Source organism: Thalassotalea euphylliae (genome assembly GCF_003390375.1).
In the GTDB taxonomy this organism is placed as follows: domain Bacteria; phylum Pseudomonadota; class Gammaproteobacteria; order Enterobacterales; family Alteromonadaceae; genus Thalassotalea_F; species Thalassotalea_F euphylliae_A.
The window spans coordinates 16,345-41,644 of sequence record NZ_QUOT01000001.1 but is presented as its reverse complement, the minus strand read 5'-3'; the positions used below and the strand labels follow the sequence as shown (position 1 = coordinate 41,644).

Annotated in this window: 20 protein-coding genes; 10 read left to right on the top strand and 10 right to left on the bottom strand. The window is 43.3% G+C overall.

Going from position 1 to position 25,300, the window contains the following annotated elements; all coding sequences use genetic code 11:
- Window position 1: 1 nt before the first annotated feature.
- The gene (locus DXX94_RS00165; protein WP_116013081.1) at window positions 2-3,133 is read right to left on the bottom strand and encodes an ExeM/NucH family extracellular endonuclease; all 3,132 of its coding nucleotides are present in this window, start codon (window positions 3,131-3,133) and stop codon (window positions 2-4) included.
- A gap of 547 nt (window positions 3,134-3,680) precedes the next feature.
- Here DXX94_RS00165 and DXX94_RS00160 point away from each other — a divergent pair.
- Entirely contained in the window at window positions 3,681-4,721 is a 1,041-nt protein-coding gene (locus tag DXX94_RS00160; protein WP_116013079.1) for a hypothetical protein, read from the top strand.
- Between the two features lie 422 nt (window positions 4,722-5,143).
- Here DXX94_RS00160 and DXX94_RS00155 read toward each other — a convergent pair whose 3' ends face one another.
- On the bottom strand, window positions 5,144-6,784 hold the full coding sequence (locus tag DXX94_RS00155; protein ID WP_181901443.1) for a response regulator: 1,641 nt from the start codon (window positions 6,782-6,784) through the stop codon (window positions 5,144-5,146).
- Window positions 6,785-7,038: 254 nt separating this feature from the next.
- Between DXX94_RS00155 and DXX94_RS00150 the strand changes: the two genes are divergently transcribed.
- Both DXX94_RS00150 and DXX94_RS00145 read left to right on the top strand, forming a co-directional pair.
- Complete coding sequence (locus tag DXX94_RS00150) at window positions 7,039-8,502, top strand: methyl-accepting chemotaxis protein (RefSeq protein WP_116013076.1); 1,464 nt, start codon at window positions 7,039-7,041, stop codon at window positions 8,500-8,502.
- 69 nt (window positions 8,503-8,571) lie between these two features.
- Window positions 8,572-9,081, top strand: coding sequence for a DUF6436 domain-containing protein (locus DXX94_RS00145; protein ID WP_147302223.1), 510 nt, complete (start codon window positions 8,572-8,574; stop codon window positions 9,079-9,081).
- Here the strand turns inward: DXX94_RS00145 and DXX94_RS00140 are convergent.
- From DXX94_RS00140 to DXX94_RS00130, 3 genes are all read right to left on the bottom strand, one after another.
- Window positions 9,078-9,419, bottom strand: coding sequence for a hypothetical protein (locus tag DXX94_RS00140; protein ID WP_116013073.1), 342 nt, complete (start codon window positions 9,417-9,419; stop codon window positions 9,078-9,080). The two genes, DXX94_RS00145 and DXX94_RS00140, sit on opposite strands and share 4 nt — an antisense overlap.
- Window positions 9,420-9,515: 96 nt before the next feature.
- Window positions 9,516-9,737, bottom strand: coding sequence for a hypothetical protein (locus DXX94_RS00135; protein ID WP_116013071.1), 222 nt, complete (start codon window positions 9,735-9,737; stop codon window positions 9,516-9,518).
- Between the two features lie 95 nt (window positions 9,738-9,832).
- The gene (locus DXX94_RS00130; RefSeq protein WP_116013070.1) at window positions 9,833-11,008 is read right to left on the bottom strand and encodes an alkane 1-monooxygenase; all 1,176 of its coding nucleotides are present in this window, start codon (window positions 11,006-11,008) and stop codon (window positions 9,833-9,835) included.
- Between the two features lie 173 nt (window positions 11,009-11,181).
- Here DXX94_RS00130 and DXX94_RS00125 point away from each other — a divergent pair, with 173 nt between their 5' ends.
- Window positions 11,182-12,231 carry an AraC family transcriptional regulator gene (locus DXX94_RS00125; protein WP_116013068.1) on the top strand — a complete coding sequence of 350 codons (1,050 nt, stop codon included), beginning with the start codon at window positions 11,182-11,184 and terminating at the stop codon, window positions 12,229-12,231.
- 13 nt (window positions 12,232-12,244) lie between these two features.
- On the opposite strand, the gene DXX94_RS00120 is transcribed toward DXX94_RS00125, so the two are convergent.
- A complete protein-coding gene (locus DXX94_RS00120; RefSeq protein WP_147302222.1) occupies window positions 12,245-12,460 on the bottom strand; it encodes a hypothetical protein in 216 nt (71 codons plus the stop codon).
- Window positions 12,461-12,772: 312 nt separating this feature from the next.
- On the opposite strand from DXX94_RS00120, the gene DXX94_RS00115 reads away from it, so the two are divergent.
- The 4 genes from DXX94_RS00115 (at window position 12,773) to maiA (ending at window position 16,729) form a co-directional block, all read left to right on the top strand.
- Window positions 12,773-13,240 (top strand): MarR family winged helix-turn-helix transcriptional regulator, encoded by a 468-nt coding sequence (locus tag DXX94_RS00115; protein WP_116013065.1) that lies wholly within the window; start codon window positions 12,773-12,775, stop codon window positions 13,238-13,240.
- Window positions 13,241-13,347: 107 nt separating this feature from the next.
- Window positions 13,348-14,664: a homogentisate 1,2-dioxygenase gene (gene hmgA, locus DXX94_RS00110; protein ID WP_116018183.1), complete on the top strand. Its 1,317-nt coding sequence runs from the start codon at window positions 13,348-13,350 to the stop codon at window positions 14,662-14,664.
- A 74-nt stretch (window positions 14,665-14,738) separates the two neighbouring features.
- Window positions 14,739-16,055: a fumarylacetoacetase gene (gene fahA / locus DXX94_RS00105; RefSeq protein ID WP_116013064.1), complete on the top strand. Its 1,317-nt coding sequence runs from the start codon at window positions 14,739-14,741 to the stop codon at window positions 16,053-16,055.
- Window positions 16,056-16,087: 32 nt separating this feature from the next.
- A complete protein-coding gene (gene maiA, locus DXX94_RS00100) occupies window positions 16,088-16,729 on the top strand; it encodes a maleylacetoacetate isomerase (protein WP_116013062.1) in 642 nt (213 codons plus the stop codon).
- 149 nt (window positions 16,730-16,878) lie between these two features.
- Here the strand turns inward: maiA and DXX94_RS00095 are convergent, their stop codons facing one another.
- The gene (locus DXX94_RS00095) at window positions 16,879-17,781 is read right to left on the bottom strand and encodes a LysR family transcriptional regulator (RefSeq protein ID WP_116013061.1); all 903 of its coding nucleotides are present in this window, start codon (window positions 17,779-17,781) and stop codon (window positions 16,879-16,881) included.
- A 125-nt stretch (window positions 17,782-17,906) separates the two neighbouring features.
- On the opposite strand from DXX94_RS00095, the gene DXX94_RS00090 reads away from it, so the two are divergent.
- Window positions 17,907-18,629, top strand: coding sequence for an SDR family oxidoreductase (locus tag DXX94_RS00090; RefSeq protein ID WP_116013059.1), 723 nt, complete (start codon window positions 17,907-17,909; stop codon window positions 18,627-18,629).
- A gap of 147 nt (window positions 18,630-18,776) precedes the next feature.
- Here the strand turns inward: DXX94_RS00090 and DXX94_RS00085 are convergent, their stop codons facing one another.
- The 3 genes from DXX94_RS00085 to DXX94_RS00075 form a co-directional block, all read right to left on the bottom strand.
- Window positions 18,777-21,980, bottom strand: a complete 3,204-nt coding sequence (locus DXX94_RS00085; protein ID WP_116013058.1) for a beta-galactosidase — start codon at window positions 21,978-21,980, stop codon at window positions 18,777-18,779.
- Between the two features lie 425 nt (window positions 21,981-22,405).
- On the bottom strand, window positions 22,406-22,591 hold the full coding sequence (locus DXX94_RS00080; protein ID WP_116013056.1) for a DUF2986 domain-containing protein: 186 nt from the start codon (window positions 22,589-22,591) through the stop codon (window positions 22,406-22,408).
- A gap of 141 nt (window positions 22,592-22,732) precedes the next feature.
- Complete coding sequence (locus tag DXX94_RS00075; RefSeq protein WP_116013055.1) at window positions 22,733-23,731, bottom strand: threonine dehydratase; 999 nt, start codon at window positions 23,729-23,731, stop codon at window positions 22,733-22,735.
- 82 nt (window positions 23,732-23,813) lie between these two features.
- Here DXX94_RS00075 and DXX94_RS00070 point away from each other — a divergent pair, with 82 nt between their 5' ends.
- On the top strand, window positions 23,814-25,274 hold the full coding sequence (locus DXX94_RS00070) for an aminotransferase-like domain-containing protein (protein WP_181901442.1): 1,461 nt from the start codon (window positions 23,814-23,816) through the stop codon (window positions 25,272-25,274).
- The last annotated feature ends 26 nt before the right edge of the window (window positions 25,275-25,300 follow it).

The following is a 25,300-nucleotide window of genomic DNA, read 5'->3' as shown; positions in this document are numbered from 1 at the left end:
CTTATTCCGCTCGGCAACGAGCACGTGTACATAACCCGTACATGGCGCGCACATCAGTAAAGTTAACAACACCATCTTGGTTAATGTCTTGTGTTGCTAAATCAATGTTATTCGCGCGAATAGCTGCCAAAAGCGCACGAATATCATTGATGTCAACGTCATTGTCGCCATCAAAATCGCCTAATACGCCATCTACTTGCGTACCCAAGCGCACAGTAACAATCACAGGATCGTGATCTGAAGCGCGAAATGCCGTAGGTGCATAGAAAGCGGCCTGCTGCTCTGCCGATTTAAACTCTTCGTTGTAATCAAACGCTCTTGGCTCATCTGCATTGATGTGCCACGCTTGAACTTGCTGCACTTGTGGAGTAAATGAAGCTGATGCCAAGGCGTGATCGAGGTAGCCAATTTCACCGCCAAAGCTATAGGTGTAAGCACTTGGACCAACCTTGGTTGACAATAAGTTGCTGTAGCCTGCATTGGTTATTGCCGTGATTGGGTCTTCTTTACCGTAAGAGTTTAAATCACCAACAATCAACACGTCTTCGTCGGCAACACCCGTTGGATTAGTCGCTAACCAAGCAAGTAAGCCATTGGCAGCTTGGGTGCGGAGCAAATTCCAACAACCTTGACCATCATTTTGATCTTGGTTAGCACCCGACGCACTGCCACAGCCACCTTTAGATTTAAAGTGATTAACAACGAAAGTGAAACGCTCCTGTGCACCACCATTGACATTGGATGCAAATGTTTGCGCAAGCGGTTGACGGTTACCAAAATCAAATGGTGTGGTGGTAATGGTGGCCGCACTGCCAACAGGTGTCACTACACTCGGCTTGTAAATAATACCGACAGCGATTGCATCAGAGCCAATACCGTCAGCGTCTAGAGCAACATAATCATAAGTATTCGCGCCAACTTGGTTGTTAAGTTCTCGAACCAATTGTGCGATTGCTGAATTATCGCCAAAGCCATCATTTTCAATTTCCATTAGGCCAAATACGTCAGCGTCAATTTGCGCAAGTGCTGCCACTATTTTAGTTTGCTGGCGTTCAAATTCTTCCGCATTGTCGGCACCACGAGGGGTTGGGAAACCTGTGCCGTCACCATTACCATTGAAGTAGTTAAGCACGTTAAAGCTGGCGATTTTAAGCTCATCAGAGGCACTAGCAATAACCTCATTACTTCGCTCGTTAGCTGGAGAAAATACCGGTGCTGCCGTCGGTTGTATTTGGTAGTTACCGAAGCTAAAGTCTAATGTGCCTTGCAAGCCCGATACTTTGTCACCCAAGCGAACAGGCGTGTTGTAACTTAACGAAGGGCTCGGATAAGGCACAACAGCAGGGTTTTGCTGTGAGTTTTTATCGTCAACCAACAATTTGTTGCGACGATTTCTATCTGCTAATGCTTGTGCTTCTGGGCTACCCGGCGCATAAACATTAGTCGGAATAAACAAACGTCCATTTGATACGGCAAATTGGCCAAAGCGCGTCAAATTAAAGGTATCAATAACCGATAATGACTGTGGCAAACTAACTAGCATATTTTCTAGCACTTCAAACGCTGCGTTATCTGCTACAGGTAGGGTAATTGCTTGCGGCTCAATAGTTTCACCTTGACCACAATCTAAGTGTTCTTCTGTCAGTGATAATTGTGTGCGATTGAAAAACTCGCTGACATTACCCTGAACGCGAACTTTATTGCCTAAGGTTGGCAAGTTCGAGCGGCCATTTAAGAAGACAAATAATGCTTCAGAGCTGGTTTCGTCACCATCGTTATCAGTTTGCTCTTCTTGTACGATAAAACCTTGTAAATTGGGTAGTACATTCGTAACCACGGCTTCAACAATATGCGTTTGGTTAACCAATGTTGATGCATCGCCGCTACCTTGTATTGCACTAATCAAAGTTGCCTGGTCGCCACATTGGCCAAAATCAACAGGTGTAGGTGGTTCTGAGCCGCCACCGTCACCACCGCTGCCGTCGTCATCACTGTTATGACTACCTAAGAAGGTAAACGTGTCGCTATCGTATTCTAGCCATTGCTGATCTGGGTCAAATGCATCATCAACAATGCTATCGCCCTGCACCACCTCAGGTTTACGCACGAGCGTTTTATTCGCCCCCCATGATTCGCGCACGCCACGTTGACCAAAAGAATCAATCACCTGATCTTGCTTAACCAGTTCAAAATAGTCATCACCGTTAAAATTCACCGCACTTTCTTGCGCGTCAACATAACCTAGTAGTTCACTATCATCGCGGATTTGCGAACTACCTATAACAAGCACGTCACCAGGTAGTATTTCGCCGCTTAGGTTAGCGACGGAAGTTGGCTGCGCACTACCATTTGAATAAAGCTTAAATTGATAATCGGCTAACAAAATAGTCGCATCGGTTGGATTGTAAATCTCAACAGCTTTATTAAAGCTGCTGCCTTCTACGTACTCAGAAAAGAATAAATCTTGGCTAACGGGTGTTGGCGTCGGTTCTGGCTCTTCGCCACCACCACTTTGCTCACCAGCAACAACACGCACATCATCAAGGCGGGTGTACTCTGAGCCAGAGCTATTAGCCATAACAACTTTAAGCTGCAGCGAATTTGCATTCGTTAAAGCAACCGAGACTGTAACCGAACCAAAGTCGTCAATTAGTGTGTGATTGGCATTGCCCTTTTCTTGCCAGTTTTCTACTCGAACAAAATCACCACCATCAAGCGCATAGAACACATCGACAAAATCTGATGTTTCATGGGTGCCCGATTCACTTACTAACATTGAGAACGACACATCGGTCATACCTGCGATAGCAATAACTTCTGACATCCAAGTGGCATCACCACCAATGTCTCGACCTTCAAATTGTTGATTGGTCACTTTGAACCAATCAAATTCATTTTCTAATCCGGCATTTCCAACATCAATTGACCACTTGGTTACATTATCCATGTCAATGGTGTTAAAAATCGCACCTTTATTATCAATTGCTGCATCATTAAAGTCTTCTAACCAAATTTCTTGCTGTTCGGCTATCGAACTAGCAGCAACGGTGAGAGGAAATACAGCGAGTAAAACCTTATTAAGCGGACTATATTTCGCACGCTTGGAAAACTTCTTATCATTATTATATTTCATAATTTTCTCGGATATTTTGGGGACGTTAACTACTTGTCTTATTAAATTTACTTATTTTACTAAAGCTAATAGCGGTCAAATTCTGACCTTTAAATGTTAAATTATTGTTACAAAAAAATGAAATGAAAAATATTTAACCATATGGTTATATTTTAGAATAGCTAAAAGTGAGTGTTTTTTGAGCTTTGCGTTCCGCTACCTTCTTATCTCCCTGTTTTTACACAATTAAATTTTGTTTATCTCTAAGTAGTAGAAAGTCCATCAGATTTAATTATTGGAAGTATTGCCAGTCACTGCATCCAACATAGGTTAGAAAAACTTATCCATATAGAATTTAGGGTTTAATTGACCTTGCTCAAAAATCGCCGTCACGAAAAATGTCAAAGTAGCCGAAACGTGGTCGCACATAGCATATACCTCCAGTGTGCCGCCACGCGATTTAATTTGAACCAGAGATAAGGTTCAAAAAATTTTGGCGGGTAGAACGACGACCTCTTGTAATTCGCCAACAATAAAAAGTTAAACCTGATATTTATTGAGGCGAAACATGGCAATAGACTTTAGCAAAATAGCTTACTTTCAAAATTTAACGGCGGAAGATATTCCAGAAACGCCTTTGGCTTGGCTACAGTCTCTAGAATCACCCAGCATTATTGATTTCGTTAACAATGAAAACCATCCATGGCGAGTCATTACCACGCTTTTGCAAGGCAACTCGCCATCAGGCTTTTATGCCGTGCATCAATTAATCAAAGCAGGTGCGTTTAAAAAATTAAAAATAAACGTTCGTGTTATTGTTGCCTCTGTTGAAGCCGCTCGCCATGAACCAGCGTTTAGTCATGTTGCATTGCCTGAAGGTAAAAACCTTGACCGTTGTTTTGGAACAACAAGTCTTAGCCAATATTTTTTACGTGCCCAGATGCTTGCGGCAAGCATTCGCCAAGTAAAACCTATTGCAGTACTCGATCTTCAAAATACTCAGGGGTCTAGCCCAGCTTATGCGATGAGTTTGAGACAGAGCCATGACCACTTAGCACTGGCCTCGCTATTTTGTAAAACACTCGTCGTGTCCGATTTAAGGCTTGGTGCTATATTTGAGCAGAACTTTGATTGCCCTGTCGTAAGTGTTCAATGTGGCAATCCTGAACTTGCTCAAAATAATCACCTCACAGAAACTGCGCTAATCGACTTTATCGAACAGAAAGATTTGAGCCTAAGAGAGTTACCTAGTGATCTCGCCGTAATTCACGACGCAAAACTGATCAAGCTAAGTGCCAATAAAAGCGTTGCCTATGGCACTGAACCAAGTGACGCGGATATCACTCTCAAAGACATGTTAAAGCAATGCAACTTCACTAAACTTGCTGGGAAAACGCATATCGGCTGGACAGCCAAACCTGCATCCGAGTTGCTTGAAAGCGAATCGCGAAATGAACAAGCGTTAGAGGAATTTCTGGCAATTGAAAACGGCCATATTTACTGCCAACCAGGAACGTTTTTATTTTCCATCAATCCACTGTTGCCTCAGCATGCCAGCGATAGGCTCTTTTTTGTCGCTAAAGAAGAACTAAAACTCAATAAAAAATAATCGATAGCTGAGGGCGTGTTGATCTGTCAGGGTTGTTTTTGCAGCAGCCTGTTTGGGTTTTATACAAGGCGGCACTTGTGCAGTGTAGTCATTCTCCATAAATAAGTGCCAACACAGTAGAAAATTCAAACAGACGCTGCCCCTTTTGTTTTAATAGATGGGGTTCATCTAAACGCCTCCTGCTCTTTGTTGCTCGATTTTTACATACGACTGCATGGATGCAGGAGGTAGAGCGACTCAGGAGGCAAAGTCGAGAACGACTATGAGACAAAACGAGCGCCGCGATCAGAAAGCGTTTAGATTGAACAAAATTCAATCTCGAAAGATCAACACGCCCTAGTTGTCAGTAAAAGGTTAAAGCTACAGAGCGAGAAAATACTCGATTAGGTGTAGCTCTAACGCTTTCAGGGAATTACTAGAAGTTAGTTTAACGTTGCTTGCCACTGGCCTTTTAGTTTATTGACCGCCTCAAGAGACGGCCCGGTAAAGTGGTGGTCGTTTAAAATATTAAAGCCTTGTTCAGCAAGCGCTTGATGTTCGTCTTGAAACAAATGATCACGCTTCATTGCCAATAACACTTTGAGCATGCTGATGGCTATTTTACTATTTTGCGGCGAAAGTTCTAACGCTTGCATAAGCGATGTAAGGGCTGGTTCTAAACGTTTCTTTTGGTAATGTTCAACCGCCATTTCATGCAGCTGACGTGCGGTAAAAAATATCTCCTGCCGCTCTTTCATTTCCTGTTCAACGTATTTGCTAACCACTTGGCTTGCTAAGTTCTCTCCAGCAATTTGATTGCTAATCGCTTGCAAAATGGTGATAGCTTCTTCACGCATACCTAGCTCGTGAAATACTTTAACTTTATCTAAATTGTCTTCTATATCCGTGCTAGTACGCAACGATAAATGAGTTTCGACTAAGCGCTCTGCCAGTTCATTCTGCTTACGAACATTTAGAATACGAGCTTGTGCAACCAAAAGCTGTTCTTTAAATTCACCGAACTCTTGGTGTTCCTGCAAGCGTTTAATATAACGCTCTGACTCTTGTAACACTTTCTCGCTGCTGCTATCGGCTAACGTACATGCTAAATCAATACCGGCACGAATCACATTCAGCAGCAGTCGCGGCGAGTCATGCACTGAATTTTTAGCATAAGTTGCTATCGATTTGGTCGCTTGGTATTGACCTAAGTGATCATGATTTAAACGGGCAAGATCCCAATATTTTTTGTTACGCTCAATATTACGCGGCGCAAGTTCACGCGCCAGTTTTATTTCGTCATATGCCTGCGCGTAATTTTCTTGCTCAATGTAATACTGTGCAAGCATATCATGGGTAGCAAAACGGGTATCAGGCTTGCTTGTTAGCTCAGCCAACAATTGTTGAATTTCATCAATTCGCCCTTGTTTTAGCAATGCTTTAACATAGCCCAAATACACCCATGAATATTGGTAGGTATTCAAAAGATCCTTAAAAAAGCGTTCTGCTTCTGAAAATTCTCGAAGCTGTAAGAAAGAATCGCCTTTCATTCGTAAAATACTAGGGAAATACTTTTCTAAACTAGCATCCAGTAAATAACGGTCAGCGTAATAAATAGCCTTTGAACTGTCTTTATTATCAACGGCTTGATAGATATTAAATAGCTTGCGCTTAATTTGCAGTGCGTAAGTCAAACGTTTCTTAACACTGCTAGCCGACAAGGGTTTAACCCAGAAATCATCTGGCTGTAGCTCAACAATCGAATTAACAAGGGTTTCGCTGGTTTCTGCGCTCAGGAATATTAATACCGTGCTTTTCTTTACAAAACCGCGAAACTTTAGCTCTTCAAGTAGATGAAAACCGTCTTTATCACTTTGTACATTGAATGAACAAATCACAATATGGAAATGCATTTCTTCGCACAAACGCAGCCCATAGTAGGCGTTTTGCGCGCAACGAATTTCTTTTATGCCTAGCTCGTATAGAGCATCAGTGAGTAAGCCATGAACCAGCGTATTATCATCGATGATAAGTACATTAAGCTGGTCAAAATGCTCCAATGCGTTTTTTAATTCTTTATCCAAAATTACGGCTCGTTTGAATGCTTATTTTATATAGGGGAATTTTGTTGCTTCACTATAGTAACAAATTAGCTTATCGCATGCTGATTAACATCAAATTTATATTGCATTTAACATCCAACCTACATAGAATTCACGCCCTTTTTACAATTGTCTATTATTTAAACTAACAACAACATTGAGTTCAGTTAGTGGTAGTGATTGCCCAGTGAAGGGCGTAATAAAAATACTGGAATCACTTTAATCGTGGGGATTCTATGAGCAACATACATAAATTATTTAGCTACCTCGTTGTAGCGTTATTTATCGAAAGCGTTGTACTTGGGTTTGTATATCAATCTTTTGTATCAGCATTTTTAATTGGCTTACCGGCGATGTTAGTACCGCTGTACTTTTTAAACAGCGCGCCTAATTCAGCGTTAACAAGACACGTTTGTGCCATGGCAGTTATGATTTTTGCCGCGCTACACATCCACCAAACTTATGGCTTGATTGAAGTTCATTTTGAAATCTTTATTTTGATGGCCTTCCTGATCGCTTTCCAAGACTGGCGAATTTTTATTACGGCGATTAGTTGCGTAGCTATTCATCATTTCGCATTTTACTTTATGCAGTCAAGCAATGCTGGTGTGTATATTTTTGACGAAGACAGGCTTGCCTTTACAACCGTCTTGATTCATGCGGTTTATGCCATAACCGAAGCTTTCATTGCAGGTTATATGGCAAAATCAATGGCCAAAGAAAGTGCCACAGGCCATGAACTTTGCGACGTAACGGAAAAGCTGACGGCTGATGAACAAGCGATTGATTTGTCAATGCACACCAGTGGTAATAACAAAACACTGGCAAGCTTTAATAGTTTATTAAAGGTGATATCTCAGCTTATCAGCCACGCACAAATGCAAGTGATGGAGCTAACTCAGAATGCCAGTAATTTAGTGAGCGCAAAGAAAGAATTGGAACAATCGTCACGCCAACGCCAACAAGAAACTGAGATGATCGCCACTGCTGCAGAAGAAATGGCTGTTACCGTGCAATCAATTGCTCAAGAGAGCAATCAGCTAAGCGATCAAATGCAGTCGGCTAACGCTAGTACGCGATCCACTAACGACGATATTTCTGGTATCAATCAGCAAACGGAAGCATTAACCACAGCTCTGCAACAAACCAATGATCACGTTGTTGAATTGGCAAACTCAACGGAAGCGATTGCAACCGTATTGTCAGAAATCACGGGGATTGCTGATCAAACCAACCTGCTAGCACTTAACGCAGCGATTGAAGCGGCACGTGCCGGTGAACAAGGTCGCGGCTTCGCAGTAGTTGCTGATGAAGTGCGTGCCTTAGCTAATCGCACCAAAGAAAGTACCGACAAAATCAGTGAAACACTTAACTTGCTTAAAGGATATTCACAGTCAACCACTGACGCGATGGCATCAAGTATAGATATCGTCCAATCAGTCATTGATAAAACTCATACTGCGCGCGATCAAATTGCGGAAGTTGCAAATATGGTTGAGCAAGCCAGTGCGATATCAATGAGTGTTGCAGCTGCCGTGGAAGAGCAATCATCAACAACTGATGGTATTGCGCAAAGTGCTGAAACCCTACGGGCAACAGCACAACAAGATCAGGAAAAAATTCTACTACTAGCGAACGAAGCGCTATCGGTTGACCATGTGGCTAAATCACTGGCTGACTGCATCACGCGCTTTAAGTAAACGCGTGTGTTAACACGGGCTCACTACAGTTTAAGTGATTAGGTTTACAAACAAGGCTTTTAGCAAAAAGTGACCATTAAAAAACGTCAGATAATCATAGTGATAAGCTGGGTGCTTATCACTATTATCAGCTTCGCGTACCTGATCAACCAGCGAGTGGTGGAGTTTGACCCAAATCGCTCCTTACTCGCCCTATCCCATCAAGAAGTGTTAGCTAACTGGCAGAAAACGCCTGAGTTTAATGCAAGTGAACGTGCCATCGTTCACTTTAAGCAAGAGGGCTGCCACTGCAATACGGTCAGTGAACGACACATTAATGCCATTAACAAACAAGCTCTAAGTGACAACTTTGCCATTGAGCAGCTAACACTCAAAGGGCAGCTTCAAGCCCTTGTACCATCGACACCCGCAGTAGCAATTATTGATAAAGGACAATTGGTGTACTTTGGCCCTTATGGCGAAGGTATCGCATGTTCGCAAACCAATGGTTTTGCCCAAACGGTGTTAAGTAATCTTCAAAAAGGCTATGCCGCAAATCTAGTTGTCAGTGATGCTAGAGGCTGTTATTGCCACACCTAAACGCAAGCTCGGCATAACAATCTAATAACTAGTTTATATTCTGCTTTCAGCTTTATTTTTAATAGCTTAGCTTCCACTGCTCTCCTTAATATTTTGCGAACCAGCTTAGACACATAAAATGCAACCGTAACGCCGATAAAGAAATATAAGGCAACGAGGTAGGTGTGATAGCTTGCCACATAGACTTCTTGATTAGCGAACAGACACTGCCCTGTTTCATAACTAAAGGCACCGCCTTTATCCAAACAGTCATCGACGATTGTAAAATTAACGAGGAGTGCGATCACAATCACGCTGGTAATCACACCAATAAAATGAGGAATGGTATTTTTATTCATAAAACCTGGAAATGACTCGTATGCTTAAGTGAATGTATTCAATAAACCTGCTTATATGAATACACTCAAATGCTTTCTTTAACCAAATAGCAGTCTTTATTCAGTGGGAATAACTCTATTGCCAATCGCTCGGTTTTTTAGCACAAGAAAATAGAAAATGAAATAACCTAACCAAGAAGCGACAAACGCGGATAAAAACCAAAGTAACTTTTCTGTACCTCGCGCTCTTTTTGATATTAATGCCAGCACCCAAGGGGCAACAATTAACAAGAGCAACAGAACAAAAATGATAATTGGCGAAATGATTAATTCACCCAAAATAAATTCCTTTTTACTTAATTTTTTAAATCATTTTATATTTCACCTAATAGCTGTAAAGCACACAGATGAATAATGTCCCAGCATATCGCCCACTACCTTGTCTGTAAACCGTATTTACGTACCAAGGTTTCCTGCTTACTTGGCAAAATATTAATCTCCTCTAATTTTTGCCCAGTGATGGCAACCAAACGTTTATCCATCACCTTAAACCACAGCCACGGAATAAAAGCGACAATATACATACCAAAATAACCGTTAGGTAACGAGGGTAAATCGTCAAAGTGTCTTAGCGACTGGTAACTGCGAGCGGCATTAGCATGATGGTCTGAATGCCTTTGTAAATGAAACAACGCCCAATTTGAAAAAATATGATTACTGTTCCAACTGTGTTTAGGTTGTGGCTTTTCATAACGACCTGAGGCCAGCTTTTTGCGCTTTAGCCCATAGTGCTCAATGTAATTTGCCGTCGTTAGTTGCCACATTGACCAAAACGCAGCGATTAGCAAATAGGGGATTACTGAAACACCGAGCCACACAGCCATCGCCAAATAGCAACTAACTGTCATCAGCATGGTTTGAATGAATTCGTTTTTCAGTGTCCAAGGTGATAACCCTTTTTTAATCAACCGCTCATGCTCAACACGATAAGCACGTAAAAAGCCACCCGGTAACTCTCTAAGTGCAAACAGATAAATACTCTCCCCCATTTTCGCCGATGCCGGATCTTCAGGCGTTGCCACATGTTTATGATGACCACGATTATGTTCAATAAAAAAGTGGCCATAAGCGGCTGGTGCCAGCACAATTTTCGCCATCCACCGATCAAACTTGTAACGCTTGTGTCCTAATTCATGGCCGATGTTTAAGCCATGCCCGCCAATATAGCCAGAGAGCAAAGCCACTGCTAAATAGCCGGAGGGTGATAGCCCATGATGCGCAACAAACCAACCTAAAAAAATAAAGGTGGCGATAACTAATGGCACGTGCAGCAAGGTGATAATGCGATAATAATTATCAGCTTCAAGCTTAGGTATTACTGACTCTGGTGGATTACTCGTATCTTCTCCCATGAGAAAATCCATTAATGGAAAAGCAAGATACCAAATGGGCAAGAAAATCCATAAATACCACTCACTTTCATAGCGCATAAATAGCAAGGGACCAACCACTGCAATAAGCGGCGTTAGCAAGGAGAGTAACCACATATAGCGCTTTTTATCGATATAGACTTCGCCGTTATCAGCAACAAAAGTGTGTCCAAAATTCATACCCTGCTCTCTTATCGAGTTTTTTTATCATTGCACTATCAAACACCATTACTGCTCACAAAATAACCGTTGAAATTCACACGTAATCGTCATATTTTGTCAATTTGATGGCAAATAATAAGAAGTTTTCAAAGCATTCATGCTGTCGAAAAAGCTAATAAGGAGCTTGGGTAATGACAAGCGATATCAACAAGCCAGGCGGTGAAAATTGGTGGCTACAGCCATCAATACACCCAAGTTATGCCAGAATTTTATGCGCCTACATTAAAAATAATGGCTTTGCTATCGATCGCTTGTTTCTCGGCAGTACCCTCAACTGGCAGACATTGCTAGAACAGCAACGCTTTATCAGTTTTGAGCAGTTTAGGCGTATTGTGTTAAATGCGCTGGCCATCATGAAAAATCCTTGGCTTGGCCTTGAAGTGGCGCGTTTGCTGCCAATTTCAGTGCATGGTTCATTAGGTTATGGTGCAGTCACCGCGCCAACAGTAAAAAGTGCCTTTAAACTCATTGAACAAGCAATGGCAACACGTATTACTTTGTATAATTTTGAGTATCAGCATACAGATTTTGGCGCGCGATTCACCATACGTGAATCGTCACCATTGCAAGAACTTACGCAAGTGATGTATCCCATGTTACTCGGCTCATTCTGTGACATCGTGGAAAAAACGACAGGTAAAAAAGCAGCAAATATTCCAGTTTCCTTGCCGTATGTAGAACCCGAGTGGTCAGCGAAATATTATGAGCTCTTTCCCGAATTTAATTACACATTTAGCAGCGAGCATTTTTTTGTCGAAATACCCCAACAATTGCTAAATACCCACTCACTTACCGCAGATGACTACGCCTATCGCAACGCACTGCGTGAATGCCATCAATTAATTGCGATACGTGAGCAAGGAGGCGATTTTTCTGAACGCATTAAAACCCATTTATTTAGTGTTAGCCCGCTATACAGCTCACAAGCACAAGCCGCCAAAGCGATGGGGGTATCGGTGAGTACTTTGATCAGAAAACTAAAAAGTGAACATACCAGCTTTCAAGCGCTGCTCAACGAAGTGAGAGCCGAGCTAGCTTGCTGGCTATTGCAAAATAGTGAAGCGTCAATTGAATCCATCGCCGAAGCTGTTGGTTTTATCGATACTTCCAACTTTGCGCGAGTATTTAAAGATTGGATGGGTTGTACGCCATCACAATTTCGGCGGCAGCATGTCAATTAGTGTGTTGCAGATATTAAGCTGCGCCGGCCATTTTATAGAGAAACAAGAAAAAACCACCAAAGAGCACAATCGCCAATATCACTACAACCGTTAATGTTTTTGACTGCACCATAGATTCAAACAAACCAACCTCTGTCTGCATTCTTATCAAGTCCATTGGATCGTTAGACTCTTTTAACTTTGGTTTATGCTCAGTTTTGTGATCTATTTTATTCGGTTGATTGCTCATTTTACTCTCCATTTCGACCGCCATTGCACACTAAATTTCTTGCTCCAAATCTCATTAGGCAGAAGAATCGATAGCTATGGTTTCCATATTCTTTTCTTATTATGCGTTAAGTGATTAATTTTTATAGCCTAAGTTTCATTAAAAAATGAGTAAGTCCACAGAGTACAATTACCGCTTGAAGAATTTGAAACTTTACAAAGGTTGTAAAAGCTAATTTACAGATGAAAATACAGGCTAAACTTCACCCGCTTCCACATAGTAACAATTGTTACTAGTATCAAAACACAACTTTGTTTCGCGCTATTCTCGTCAATGCAACCGCTAGATTTAACTGACTTCTTTCCTTATCAATTATCAATTTTACAAAGCCACGTCAGTGATCACGTCGGCGCTTACTATCGAAAAGCATTTGGCATGAGTCGCAACGAATGGCGAATACTGGCGGTATTGGCAATGCACAGTAGCGAAGATAACAAGTCAAAAGTTTCGGCCAAAGACATTTGCGCCTTTACCCAATTAGCAAAAATGCCTGTCAGCCGTGCACTAAAACAATTAGAAGCAGCCAAGCTTGTTACACGTCAGCAAAGTACCAGCGATATGCGTTTCACCCACTTTACCCTGACAAGTAAAGGCCTTGAACGTTATCAAGCAATCGTGCCGCAGGTCCGTAATGCGGAGCAGCAAATTTTGCAACTGCTTACTGGGCAAGAGCAAAAACAGTTAACAACGCTCATTAAAAAGCTTTTGGCAAAAATGCAAACAGAGCTAACCGCTCTATAGCGATAAAAACAAAATCAAAAACAACAAATCGCTGAGTCATCAAAAAATAATAAACAAGCTAGCAGTTAAACAGACGACTAGCTGTGGGGAACTAGATGGAAACAACAATGAACAAGTCAAAACAGGAGCATAAGGAGCTGACTTATCTATGCGGCTTTGGCAATGAGCATGAAACCGAGGCCTTACCTGATGCATTGCCCAAAGGACAATTTAGCCCGCAAAAAGTAAAATACGGCTTATATGCTGAGCAATTTAACAGCACGGCGTTTACTGCGCCGCGCGATAAAAACCGCCGCACTTGGACCTATCGCATTCGCCCTTCCATTGCCATGGGCGATTTTACCCCAATCGACAACGGCTTGATTTGCACCGCGCCAATTACCGAAGTGGCTGCACCACCCAATGTGATGCGCTGGGATGCCCTGCCGATGCCAAGTGAACCAACTGATTTTATTGATGGCTTAACGACTATTGCCGCTAATGGTGATGCCAATACGCAAGTGGGCATTGGTATTCATGTGTACTGCGCGAATACCGATATGGATAAGCGATTTTTCTATAACGCTGATGGTGAGCTTCTTATTGTTCCCCAGCAAGGGCAGTTACTGGCTTATACTGAGCTAGGCAAATTGCTAGTCAAGCCCGGTGAAATCCTCGTTATTCCGCGTGGTATTAAATTTAAAATCAAACTGCCAGAGGGCAATGCCCGTGGCTATATTTGTGAAAATTACGGTGCGCCGCTTGAACTGCCTGAGCGCGGTCCTGTGGGGGCTAATGGATACGCTAATGAACGAGACTTTGAGTACCCGGTCGCTTGGTTTGAAGATATTGACGATAAATTCGAACTAGTGGCGAAATTTGCTGGCAACTTGTTTCGCGCTAACCTTGATCATTCGCCATTAGATGTCGTTGCTTGGGTCGGTAATTCAGCCCCCTACAAATACGATTTAGCCAAGTTTAATACCATCAATACCGTTAGTTATGACCATCCCGATCCGTCGATATTTACCGTATTAACTTCACCTTCTGGCACGGCTGGCACTGCTAATGTCGATTTTGTTATCTTCCCGCCACGCTGGATGGTAGCCGAAGATACCTTTCGCCCGCCCTACTATCACCGCAATATTATGAGTGAGTTTATGGGACTGATTGAAGGAGTTTACGACGCGAAAGAAAAAGGTTTTGAGCCGGGCGGCATGAGTTTGCATAACTGCATGACACCCCATGGCCCAGAGGCGGATGTATTCGAAGCAGCATCTAACGCCAAACTTGAACCTAAGCGTTATGAAAACACCTTAGCCTTTATGTTTGAGTCGCGTTATGTCATTGCACCGACTAAATTTGCGTTGGAAACACCAGCGAAACAAAACGATTACTTAGACTGCTGGCAAGGACTAAAAAAGTTTTATACAGGCCAACCTTAATCTGGATAGCAAAAATCCTAGATAAACAAATACAAATTAATTACACATCACTCTTAGAGTAAACAGAGCAGAAAATGAACCAATTAAACGAAACACATGATATTGCGTTAACCAGTTGGGTTGAATCCGCGAATAGCGACAACACCGACTTCCCAATTCAAAACTTACCGTTTGCCAGTTTTAAAACATCAGGTACAGAGCAAGCCTATCGCGGTGGTGTTGCCATTGGTGATCAGATTGTCGATCTAGCCGCATTAGCAGAACTGGGTATCTTCTCAGGGCTTGCTCAGCAAGCACTAGTTGCTGCGGCAAAGCCACAACTCAACCAGTTTATGGCGATGGGCAAAGCCGCATGGAGTGCTTTGCGTTTAGCACTATCAAAAGCCCTGCGTTCAGGTGTCAGCGAGCAAAGCCAAGTGGAAGCCTGTTTAGTCGCTCAGCAAGAGGCGGAGTATCAGCTGCCGTGTCATATTCATGACTACACTGATTTCTACTCGTCTATCCACCATGCAACCGCTGTGGGTTCGTTGTTTCGACCAGACAACCCATTGCTGCCAAATTACAAATGGGTTCCCATTGGTTATCACGGCCGTGCATCGAGCATTGATGTTAGTGGCCAAACCTTCCCGCGCCCGTGCGGGCAAACTAAAGCTCCTGATGCCACAGAGCCGAGCTTTGGCCCTTGTAAACGCCTAGACTACGAAGTGGAAATGGGAATTTTTATTGGTCAGGGTAATCAGCTGGGTGAGCGCATTAGTATCGACAATGCCGAAGACCATGTATTCGGCCTCTGCTTGTTTAACGATTGGTCAGCACGTGATATTCAAGCATGGGAATACCAGCCACTTGGGCCATTTTTGGCGAAAAGCTTTGCCTCTACTATTTCACCTTGGATTGTGACCACTGAAGCATTAGCACCGTTTCGTGAAGCATTCACCAGAAACGAAGCAGATCCGCAGCCAATGGCGTATTTAACCTCTGCACAAAACTCAGCAGCAGGCCAATTTAATGTCACGCTAGATTGCCTATTGAAAACCTCAGGTTCAGCCGAAGAAAATCATGTGTCGACGTCCAACTTTAAACATTCTTATTGGACTGTGGCACAAATGGTCGCGCATCACAGCGTCAACGGTTGTAACCTGCAAGCTGGTGATTTACTGGGTACTGGTACCCAATCTGGTCCTGAAAAAGCAGAAGCTGGCTCATTACTGGAATTAACTCATGGTGGTAAACAGGCAATCACTTTGGCCAATGGTGAAACCCGCACCTTCTTGGAAGATGGCGACACCGTGATTATGCGTGGTTACTGTGAAAAAACTGGCGCAAAGCGCATCGGTTTTGGTGAAGTAAGTAGTACGATACTTCCTGCAAAAGCACCAGCAAAACGTTAACTTTTGTCAGCACATAGCGAAAGGATGTTCCCATGGAGCTTTATTCTTATTTTCGTTCATCGGCAGCGTATCGACTGCGAATTGCACTCAATGTTAAAGGCATTAGCTATCAGCAAGTGCCAGTTAACTTGCTAAAAGGCGAGCATAAATCAGCGAATTACTTGGCATTGAACTCGCAAGGGTTAGTGCCTAGCCTAAAAACTGATAATGACGAGGTGCTCAGCCAATCGCCAGCGATTCTGGAGTGGCTAGAGGAAACCTTTCCTGACACGTCACTGCTGCCCAGCAGTTCACTGGAGCGTGCAACTGTGCGCAGTTGGTGTAACCAAATCGCTTGCGATATTCACCCAATTTGTAATTTACGTGTGCTTAATTATGTTGCTGAAGATCTTGGTGGTGGCAGCGAAGGAAAATTGGCTTGGCTACATCACTGGATAACCACGGGCTTTGGTGCGTTAGAACACCAGCTAGCAGATGTGCAAAGCCAAGGTAACTTTTGTTATGGTAAGCAGCTCACTCTAGCTGATATCTATTTGATACCGCAGGTATTTAATGCACTTCGATTTAACGTCGATATGGCTGGGTTTCCACGTATTATGGCGATTTACCAGCATTGTAATACGATACCTGCGTTTATTGACGCGCAACCAGCCAATCAGCCAGATGCTAGTTAGAGTTACTTAAATGAATAGCGCTGGCAAAACTGTATAAAGTTAGTCAGCGCAGTTTGATATCCTAATCACTCAATTCTATGCCTCAAAAACTCCTTTTAACATGCAGTAATGGCTATTATTCACATTTCTAATAAACATTAAGCTGCCCGTTAGCCTCGCAGAATCTGCTGATATCTTTCATTAAAATGATCGGCAATCCAGTTCATTAACGCTTGTACTCGAGTAAGTTGGTGCCTAATTGGCGGGCATACCAGTGAAATATCAGTTTGCTCTGACCACTCTGGCAACACTTCGACTAAGCGCCCTTGTTCAATATCTGCCTGACAGTAAACATCAGCTAAACGCGTAATACCTAAACCACTAATGGCGGCACTATGCATCACACGGCCACTGACTATTTTTATCCCTTTATCAATATGAATAACACTTTGCTGATCACCACGTTTCATTACCCAGTTATCAACAGAGCCATAAATTAAAGGCAATTTCTGTAAATCTTCTGGGCTATTAATTTTAGGGTATTGTGCTAAAAATTCAGGACTTGCGATGTATCGTGTGGTGAGTGCGCAAATTCTACGTGCTATTAAGCTCGAATCTGGCAGTGAGCCCATACGTAACACTAAATCGTAGTGATCTTCAATCAGGCCGACTCTAACACTAGAAAAGTCTAAATTTACTTGTACTTCAGGGTGCGCCTGCTGAAAGCTCAACACTAACGGGGCGATTAACTCTTCGCCTAGCAAACCACCAACTGAGTTCATGCGAATTTTACCTTTGAGCTCATCTGTTGATTGCGACGCCCACTCTGCAGCACCATCAAGCTCACTCATCGCCCGCTTGCAACGTTTATAGTAGCCTTTGCCCACTTCCGTCAGCCTTAACTGCCTAGTGGTGCGATGCAATAGTTGAACACTTAAGCTACGCTCTAATTCAGTTACCAACTGGCTCAAATTCGCTTTTGAAAAGCCAGAGACTTCCGCCGCTGTTGTAAAGCTGCCATGTTCCGCAACGAATAAAAATGCGCGAATGCCTCGCCAAGAAATATTGTTCATCTAATCCTAACAATGTTTTCAAATTACCTATATTTATCATTATAAAGCGAAACGCTATATTTCTCACACTGTTGTCGAGTTGTGAAAAACAACAAACCTTTTTTGACCGTGTTGAGGAAAAAATTATGGCGAAATCACTTATCGTAATTACGGGCGCAAGTTCGGGTATTGGTGCTGCAATGGCAAAGCGCTTTTCAGCTGCAGGACACTCATTGTTATTGGTCGCACGTCGCATAGAAAAAATTGAAGCACTTGGACTACCAAATGCGATGTGTCGCCAAGTTGATGTTACAGACAGTGAAGCCTTCAAAGCTGCAATCAAAGAGGCCGAAGCAAAATTTGGTGCGGTTGATTGCCTAATTAACAACGCAGGTCTAATGATGTTAGGCCAAATTGATACTCAAGACCCTAGCGAATGGCAACGTATGTACGATGTTAACGTAATGGCGTTGTTAAATGGTATGCAAGCTGTACTAGCCGATATGAAGGCTCGTAATCACGGTACCATTATGAATATCAGTTCAATTGCGGGTAAGAAATCATTCCCAAATCACGCAGCCTACGTGGGTACTAAATTCGCAGTTTCAGCGATCACTGAAAATGTTAGAGAAGAAGTCGCGGATACGGGTGTTCGTGTCATGGCAATTTGCCCTGGCGCAGTTGAAACTGAGCTTCTAGGTCACACCAGTGATCAAGAAATTATCGACGGTTACCAAGCTTGGAAAGATGCAATGGGCGGCGTATTGCACGCTGATGATATCGCCCGTACTGCTGAATTTATGTATGCTCAGCCACAAGGCGTTAATATTCGCGACGTTGTGATCACAGCTACACGTCAGCAGCCTTAATCTGCAACCATAGTAAGGGCCTTTATCAGAAACCACTGTGGGCTTAAACAATAAGCTTAAAACAATACCTCAAAAAAGCCTGTCGCATGCATTGCTTGCGACAGGCTTTTTGCTATTTGATGCTGTTCACCAACTAGCTCATCTGGCTTATTTTGGCACTAGCACCAATTGATAACGATAGTTTGAGTCAGCTAACAAGTACTCAGAATGCACGCTTGGGCTCCACGAATCATCACCACCAATGCCCATATGCTGATGATCGATGTAAACGTGTACCGCATCACTTTTAACCAGTTCATGCGTATGTTTTGCCGCCGTTAAGTTTTCTTGACTGTATTGGCTGACCGCGAAATGGAAATTCCCTTCTATAGTAAGCTCATCAAGCGTCAGGGACTGACAATTAGTGCGCAAACCGTTATCGGTAGGGAAAATATAGTTCGTATGTAACTCATCAAGCGTTGCTTGATAGTGGCCAATACGCGCTGCAGTATTGCGATCGGGGTAGTTTTCAAATGGCCCTTTACCAAACCACTCAACACACTTGTCATCTGGAAAGTTTGCAAGCCCTAGTTCAACACCAACACGCGGCAATGGCGGTAATGCTTCACTTAGTTGCACATCAACATCGACTATCAACTTACCTTTTGGCGTCACTTTACATTGCCATTTAGTTTGTGCAACGAGTGTATCGCCATGGGTAAATTGGTAAAGCGCCGTCACTAATACACTATTGCCCGACGGTTTTGCGCTTAAATGCACACAGTTTTGCTGCCACTGCCCTAACCCTGCTTTTTTCCAGCGCTCTGCCCAGGCATTAGTATCAATATTATCCACTTCACTCACGCCAATATCGTTATCCAGCGGTGCTCGATAAAAATTATCCCGTAGCGGGGTCGCTAACAACGCCTGCTCGCCAACATGCCATTGACTTAGCAGGCCACTAGCTTTTGACCAACTAAAAACAAAGCTATCTGTATTGTCAGCGGTGCCAGTGCCTGTAACTGAAATCGTCTCGTCGTCTTCGTCAATGGTTAACGATTGAGTTTCTGATTCTGCGGGTTCAGGCACTTCAAATGGAGCTTTAAAAGGCGCTTTAAAAGGCGCTTTAAAAGGCGCTTTAAATGGTACTAGTGATTGATGGTTTTTCAGCGCAAACTGCTCGGTTGCCAATACATGGCCAGCTGGTGCAAAACTTGATTCAGCGATTTGCACAACATCAAGGTTTAGGTGGTATTTCGCGCCCGCCTTGCGGGAAAATTCACTCTGAATAACTAGCTCTAATGACTGCTCGGCAGCAATTAGCAGCGGTAGCTGCTGGCTTTCAATCACCTTACCATCTTCTAAAATCTGCCAAACCAACTGTTCGTTATCTGATGCTCTGAACAAGTATTCACTGGTAATGGTTAATTCAAACTCTTGGCTAGTGGCCGAATTTGATTCCTCACTTAAGCTAAATTGGAAGAACTGCTGACAATATTTTGCTTCATAAATACTTGGGTGAACACTTCTATCAGGGAAAAGTAGGCCATTAATACAAAATTGGCGATCGTTAAGCTCATCGCCAAAATCACCACCGTAAGCCCAGTACTTCTCACCGCTTTTTGTGGTTTTTGTGAGTCCTTGATCAACCCAATCCCAAATAAAGCCACCTAGTAATTTCGGATAAGCGCGAAACGCTTGCCAATAATCAGCAAAGCTACCCAAGCTGTTGCCCATCGCATGGGCGTATTCACATAAAATCAGTGGACGGGTTTCATTGGGCAATGACAACCATTTTTTAATCGACCATTTGGGTACTGCCTCAAACGGCTGATCGGTATCGACACGCGCGTACATCGGACAAATAATATCGGTCGCATTAGTATTAGCGCCGCCTCCTTCGTATTGCACTGGGCGTGACGGGTCGTAGTCTTTCGACCAGGCGTACATGGCATCGTGCGTCGCACCGTGGCCTGATTCATTGCCTAACGACCAAATAATAATCGATGCATGGTTTTTATCGCGTTCAACCATTTGGGTGTAGCGATTTAAAAATGCTGCGCTCCACTGAGGGTCAGACGCCAAGCGCCCCATCGGGAACATGCCATGCGTTTCAATGTTGGCTTCATCGCAAACATATAAACCGTATTCATCGCACAGCTCATACCAGCGCGGATGGTTTGGATAATGCGCAGTGCGCACCGCATTAAAGTTATGCTGTTTCATTAACTTAATGTCGCGGATCATATCCGCTTCCGTGACCACATGACCCAGCTCTGGGTGATGCTCATGACGATTAACGCCTCGAATAAGCAGCGGCTTACCGTTCAAACACAACTTCCCTTCAAGCATTTCGACTTTGCGAAAACCCACGTTATACGCTTCAACATCCACCACTTGCTGCTGTTCATCCAGTAGCGCAATAACACAGCGATATAGATTTGGCTGCTCTGCACTCCACTGCTTAGGTGCTTTAACCTGAAGCTCACTAAAACTAACATCTTGCCAAGCGCCCTTTTCATCAACCACTTTTTCATTAAAGCCTGATACCACAGGCTCAGTTACGGCATTTTTTCCTTCAAATAGCTGAACTTGCACTTGATAGCTTTCTGGCGCACTGACTCGCGCTTGAATGGCTAAGCTACCATCGCGGTAACAAGCGTCTAAATCAGGGGTGATAAACACGTCTTTAATTTGCTGCTTCGGTTTAGCCAACAAAGTAACATCACGGAAAATACCGCTAAGCCACCACATATCTTGATCTTCAAGGTAGCTGCCATCGCTCCAACGCAATACCATCACCGAAAGGTAGTTTGACCCTGCTTTTAAGAACCGCGTTAAATCAAATTCACTGGGCAAACGACTGTCTTGCGAGTAGCCAACCCAATGACCATTACACCACAAGTAAAATGCTGAATTTACGCCATCGAAAATGACAGAATGTTGCTTGGTTAATTCAGCCTCGGCCATTTCAAATGTTGTGCGGTAACAACCTGTTGGGTTATCAGCAGGCACATACGGCGGGTTGACCTCAAATGGGTATTTAACGTTGCAGTAGATTGGCTTGTCAAAACCATGTATCTGCCAATTCGCAGGTACAGGCAGTGTTGACCAATCTTGGCTAGCAATTAATGCTTCGCTAAATGCTTTGTCATCTGCCTCAACAAAACCGCTTTCTACCTGCTCTGGTGCATCATACAAGCGAAACCACCAATCTCCATTTAGCGATCGTCTTTGTGCACGCTGATGAGATAGCGCATCTTCGACCGTGCTAAAACCGTTTAACGGACTATGCGCGTGCATTTGATTAACTTGAAAAGACGACTGATTTTCCCAGTCCCGACGTTGAATTACTTGCTGAAAACTTGTCATGGCAATGCCTTAAAAGCTGTTTTATATGTTGTTGTGCGCGATTATTGCTTGTTGGGCGTCGCCTTTTAAGTCCACAATAAATCTATTTATATGACTAATACTATAATTTGAATTGTATCGCCACCAAAGCTAGAAAGCTATGGTAAGTTAGCGCGATTTACGACTCTTTTTGTCTTACTGTTTGCCATACTGCAATCGCCTAGCTCTTCCTAAAAATAGCTTGAATAGTAGTAATAAAACGACAATAACAAGTATATATTCACGTTTATATTCTTCGCATTAATATTGAGCGGATTAGTGTAGAGCAAATTAGGTAGCAGGTATTGCTAGACGATAATTGAAAAGAAAGGTGAATCAACAAGCCGATATTGATTGACGAAAAAGCAACTAAATCACCTAAATATTCAGTTGCCATAGCTTTTTATTTATGGATGCTCTGTACTCGTTGCGGCGTTGTCGCCTAATGTTGTGCTGGTTTCTTCAGCTTGCTCAGCAAGCTTCGCGCGCTCTGCTTTCGAGACATATTTTGGCTTATTGCTTTTATGTAGCTTAGCATTGGCTTTTTTCTGCTTCGCCAACAAGGTTGATTTGATTTTCTTTTTACGGTTCATAAACGATTGTGCTTATCATTGCACTTATCAAAAGTAAGAAATAATGTGCCTATTGTAAGCGATTTACCTAACTAGCTGAAACTTAGCTGGTATAAAATTAGCTGCTACAAACAGAACTGATAAAAACTAAGCCGATAAAAGCTAGGCCGCAGAAGCACCAACGCTTGCCATTAAATCACCGGAAAGGTAAGGCGATATATATTCACTAAAACGCGCAAAATCGATATTACCGCCAGAAAGCACAACCCCAACACGCTTGCCTTTCATCTGAGCTTGCTCGGCAATCAAGCCCGCGAGTGAAACAGCACCAGCTCCCTCACTTAGGTTGTGCGTCGTTTTAAAGTACAAATACATGGCCTGCGTGATTTGTTGCTCGGTCACCGTTATCACGCGACTGGCACCACCTTTAATAATCTCAAACGCCTCAGGAAGCGGTGTGCGTGTGGCAACACCGTCAGCTAAGGTATTTACTTCTTGGCCAGGAATGATTTTGCCAGCGTTGAATGATTCAGCAAAAGCAGGTGCACCCTCTGCTACCACGCCAACAATTTCAGTTTTTATACCCAATAAATCACGCGTTTTGATCAAACCACAAATACCTGATCCCATGCCGATTGGCACATAAACAACATCTAAATCTTTTACTGCTTGCAAGAATTCAAGCGCGTAGGTCGCAACCCCGATTACCAACTTAGGCGCAAATGGCGCTACTGGTTGATAGCCAGTGCTTTCCACCAAAGTGGCACTGTGCTGCCTAGCCGCTTCAAAGTCTTTGCCGTGCACCACTAAATTGGCACCAAAACCTTTTATCGCTGCATTTTGATCCTCACTGTTGCCCTCTGGAACAACTATAGTCACTGGCATTCCGGTTTTTTGACCCGCAAACGACAAACTTTGTCCGTGATTCCCGCGTGTTGCCGACAAAATACCTGCAGGCCTGTCAGCGCGTTGCATCAACTGATTCAGTAAATAAATGCCGCCGCGCACTTTAAAGGCAGTGGTTGGTGTGTGGTTTTCATGTTTTACCCAAACATCACAGCCCAATTGCTTTGATAATTGCGGCCAGTTGTATTGTGGCGTTGGCGGCATAATTTGATAAATAACATCGGCTGCGTGTTTAATATCTGACAGGTTAAACATAACGCCCTCGTTGATCTGGCTCGGCTAAAAACTTGACAAAAAGCATAGAAGCCTTAATTGTATGGTTCAAGAATTATATTGTATGGCGGACAATAAAATCTGGGCACCTAATCTTAACGAAGCACTTGCAGCGAGTACTTCGAAAAAACCACTTTACCTGCAAATAGTCGATGCGATGGCGCAAGATATCGCCAGTGGTAAGCTTGCAATTGGCGAAAAACTGCCACCGCAACGTCAGCTTGCATGGCATTTAGATATTAACCTGAGTACGGTAACTAAAGCGTTTCGCCAAGCAGCAAAGCAGCAGTTAATTTCTGGCGAAGTTGGTCGCGGTACTTATGTGCTTGGCCAAAGCGCTGAGGCTGAACTGTTTTTATTAAAACAATCGGCTGAACAAACCGTGATCGATTTAAGTACCCACCAACCAGCAAAATTACTCGACAAGCGCGGTGAAGATAATGCGCTAGAGCTAGCAATTGCCAAACTCAGTGAGCAAGCTGGTGGGCTTAGCGAATACTTAGATTACCAATCGCCAAGCTTTGTTGCAGAACTGAAATTAGCAGGAGCAAAGTGGCTATCGGATTTAGGTTACCCGATCAGCGCCCAGCACTGTTTGATCACCAATACCGCACAAAATGCGCTAATGATAAGCCTAATGGCGTGTTGTCAAAAAGACGAAGTAGTATTGGTAAACGAGCTCACATTTCCGGGAATGAAAGCGCTCGCCAAACAAATGGGTATCAAGCTTTATGGAGTAAAAAGCGATCATTTAGGGTTAGTGCCTGAAGCCTTAGCACTTGCCATTCGCACCACGGGCGCGAAAGTACTGGTTTCAGATCCGCTTTATCAAAACCCCACGGCTGCGTCGATGAACGACAAACGCATCAGTGATATCAAAGCAATTATTAGTCGTGAAAAGATATTGTTTATCGAAGAGTATGTCATTGGTGCGCTCTCTGGCAGACCGCCTATTTCTGCAGATATTCAATCGCAATCTATTGTCATTTCGAGCTTTGCCAAAGCGATATCGCCCGGCATTCGTTTTGCGGTTATTGCCGGTCAACACCCTGTGCTGACTCAAATTAGCCAACAAAGCCATGCCACAAGCTGGCAACTTAGCCCACTCACCGCCGCTATTGCTAAACTATGGATTGACGATGGCACAGCACATGCTCGAACCAAAGCACAACAGCAAGAGATATCAGCGCGATTTAAGTTATTTGCAACGATCTTCCCTAGCAAAGTAACTACAGCGAATGAGTTTACTGGCGATAAAGTCAGAGGTAATACTCATAACAAAAAAGCTGACAACACAAAGCAAGCAAACCCGCTTTGCTCTCATGTTTGGTTACGGGTAAATCAAGACGCTGATCTGGTCGCTGAACAGTTGGAAACTCAAGGCGTGCGAGTTGTTCCGGCGCGTGTTTTTGCGGTCAGCCACCATTTTCCTCACGCGATCCGAGTGAGCTTAACCGCAGCAAAAAGTCATAAAGAACTGGTAAAAGCGCTTAACACAATCAAGCAATCTGGCTTTATCGAATAGTCATTAAAAGAATCGAAAAGTCATGA

Bases quoted from the DNA above. Each gene is read 5' to 3' on its own strand.
- DXX94_RS00165 (WP_116013081.1), bottom strand. From the start codon at position 3,133: ATGAAATATAATAATGATAAGAAGTTTTCCAAGCGTGCGAAATATAGT.
- DXX94_RS00115 (WP_116013065.1), top strand. From the start codon at position 12,773: ATGCAACCGCTAGATTTAACTGACTTCTTTCCTTATCAATTATCAATT.
- DXX94_RS00120 (WP_147302222.1), bottom strand. From the start codon at position 12,460: ATGAGCAATCAACCGAATAAAATAGATCACAAAACTGAGCATAAACCA.
- DXX94_RS00070 (WP_181901442.1), top strand. From the start codon at position 23,814: ATGGCGGACAATAAAATCTGGGCACCTAATCTTAACGAAGCACTTGCA.
- maiA (WP_116013062.1), top strand. From the start codon at position 16,088: ATGGAGCTTTATTCTTATTTTCGTTCATCGGCAGCGTATCGACTGCGA.
- DXX94_RS00095 (WP_116013061.1), bottom strand. From the start codon at position 17,781: ATGAACAATATTTCTTGGCGAGGCATTCGCGCATTTTTATTCGTTGCG.
- DXX94_RS00140 (WP_116013073.1), bottom strand. From the start codon at position 9,419: ATGAATAAAAATACCATTCCTCATTTTATTGGTGTGATTACCAGCGTG.
- DXX94_RS00080 (WP_116013056.1), bottom strand. From the start codon at position 22,591: ATGAACCGTAAAAAGAAAATCAAATCAACCTTGTTGGCGAAGCAGAAA.
- DXX94_RS00090 (WP_116013059.1), top strand. From the start codon at position 17,907: ATGGCGAAATCACTTATCGTAATTACGGGCGCAAGTTCGGGTATTGGT.
- DXX94_RS00130 (WP_116013070.1), bottom strand. From the start codon at position 11,008: ATGAATTTTGGACACACTTTTGTTGCTGATAACGGCGAAGTCTATATC.
- DXX94_RS00160 (WP_116013079.1), top strand. From the start codon at position 3,681: ATGGCAATAGACTTTAGCAAAATAGCTTACTTTCAAAATTTAACGGCG.
- hmgA (WP_116018183.1), top strand. From the start codon at position 13,348: ATGAACAAGTCAAAACAGGAGCATAAGGAGCTGACTTATCTATGCGGC.
- DXX94_RS00075 (WP_116013055.1), bottom strand. From the start codon at position 23,731: ATGTTTAACCTGTCAGATATTAAACACGCAGCCGATGTTATTTATCAA.
- DXX94_RS00085 (WP_116013058.1), bottom strand. From the start codon at position 21,980: ATGACAAGTTTTCAGCAAGTAATTCAACGTCGGGACTGGGAAAATCAG.
- DXX94_RS00125 (WP_116013068.1), top strand. From the start codon at position 11,182: ATGACAAGCGATATCAACAAGCCAGGCGGTGAAAATTGGTGGCTACAG.
- fahA (WP_116013064.1), top strand. From the start codon at position 14,739: ATGAACCAATTAAACGAAACACATGATATTGCGTTAACCAGTTGGGTT.
- DXX94_RS00150 (WP_116013076.1), top strand. From the start codon at position 7,039: ATGAGCAACATACATAAATTATTTAGCTACCTCGTTGTAGCGTTATTT.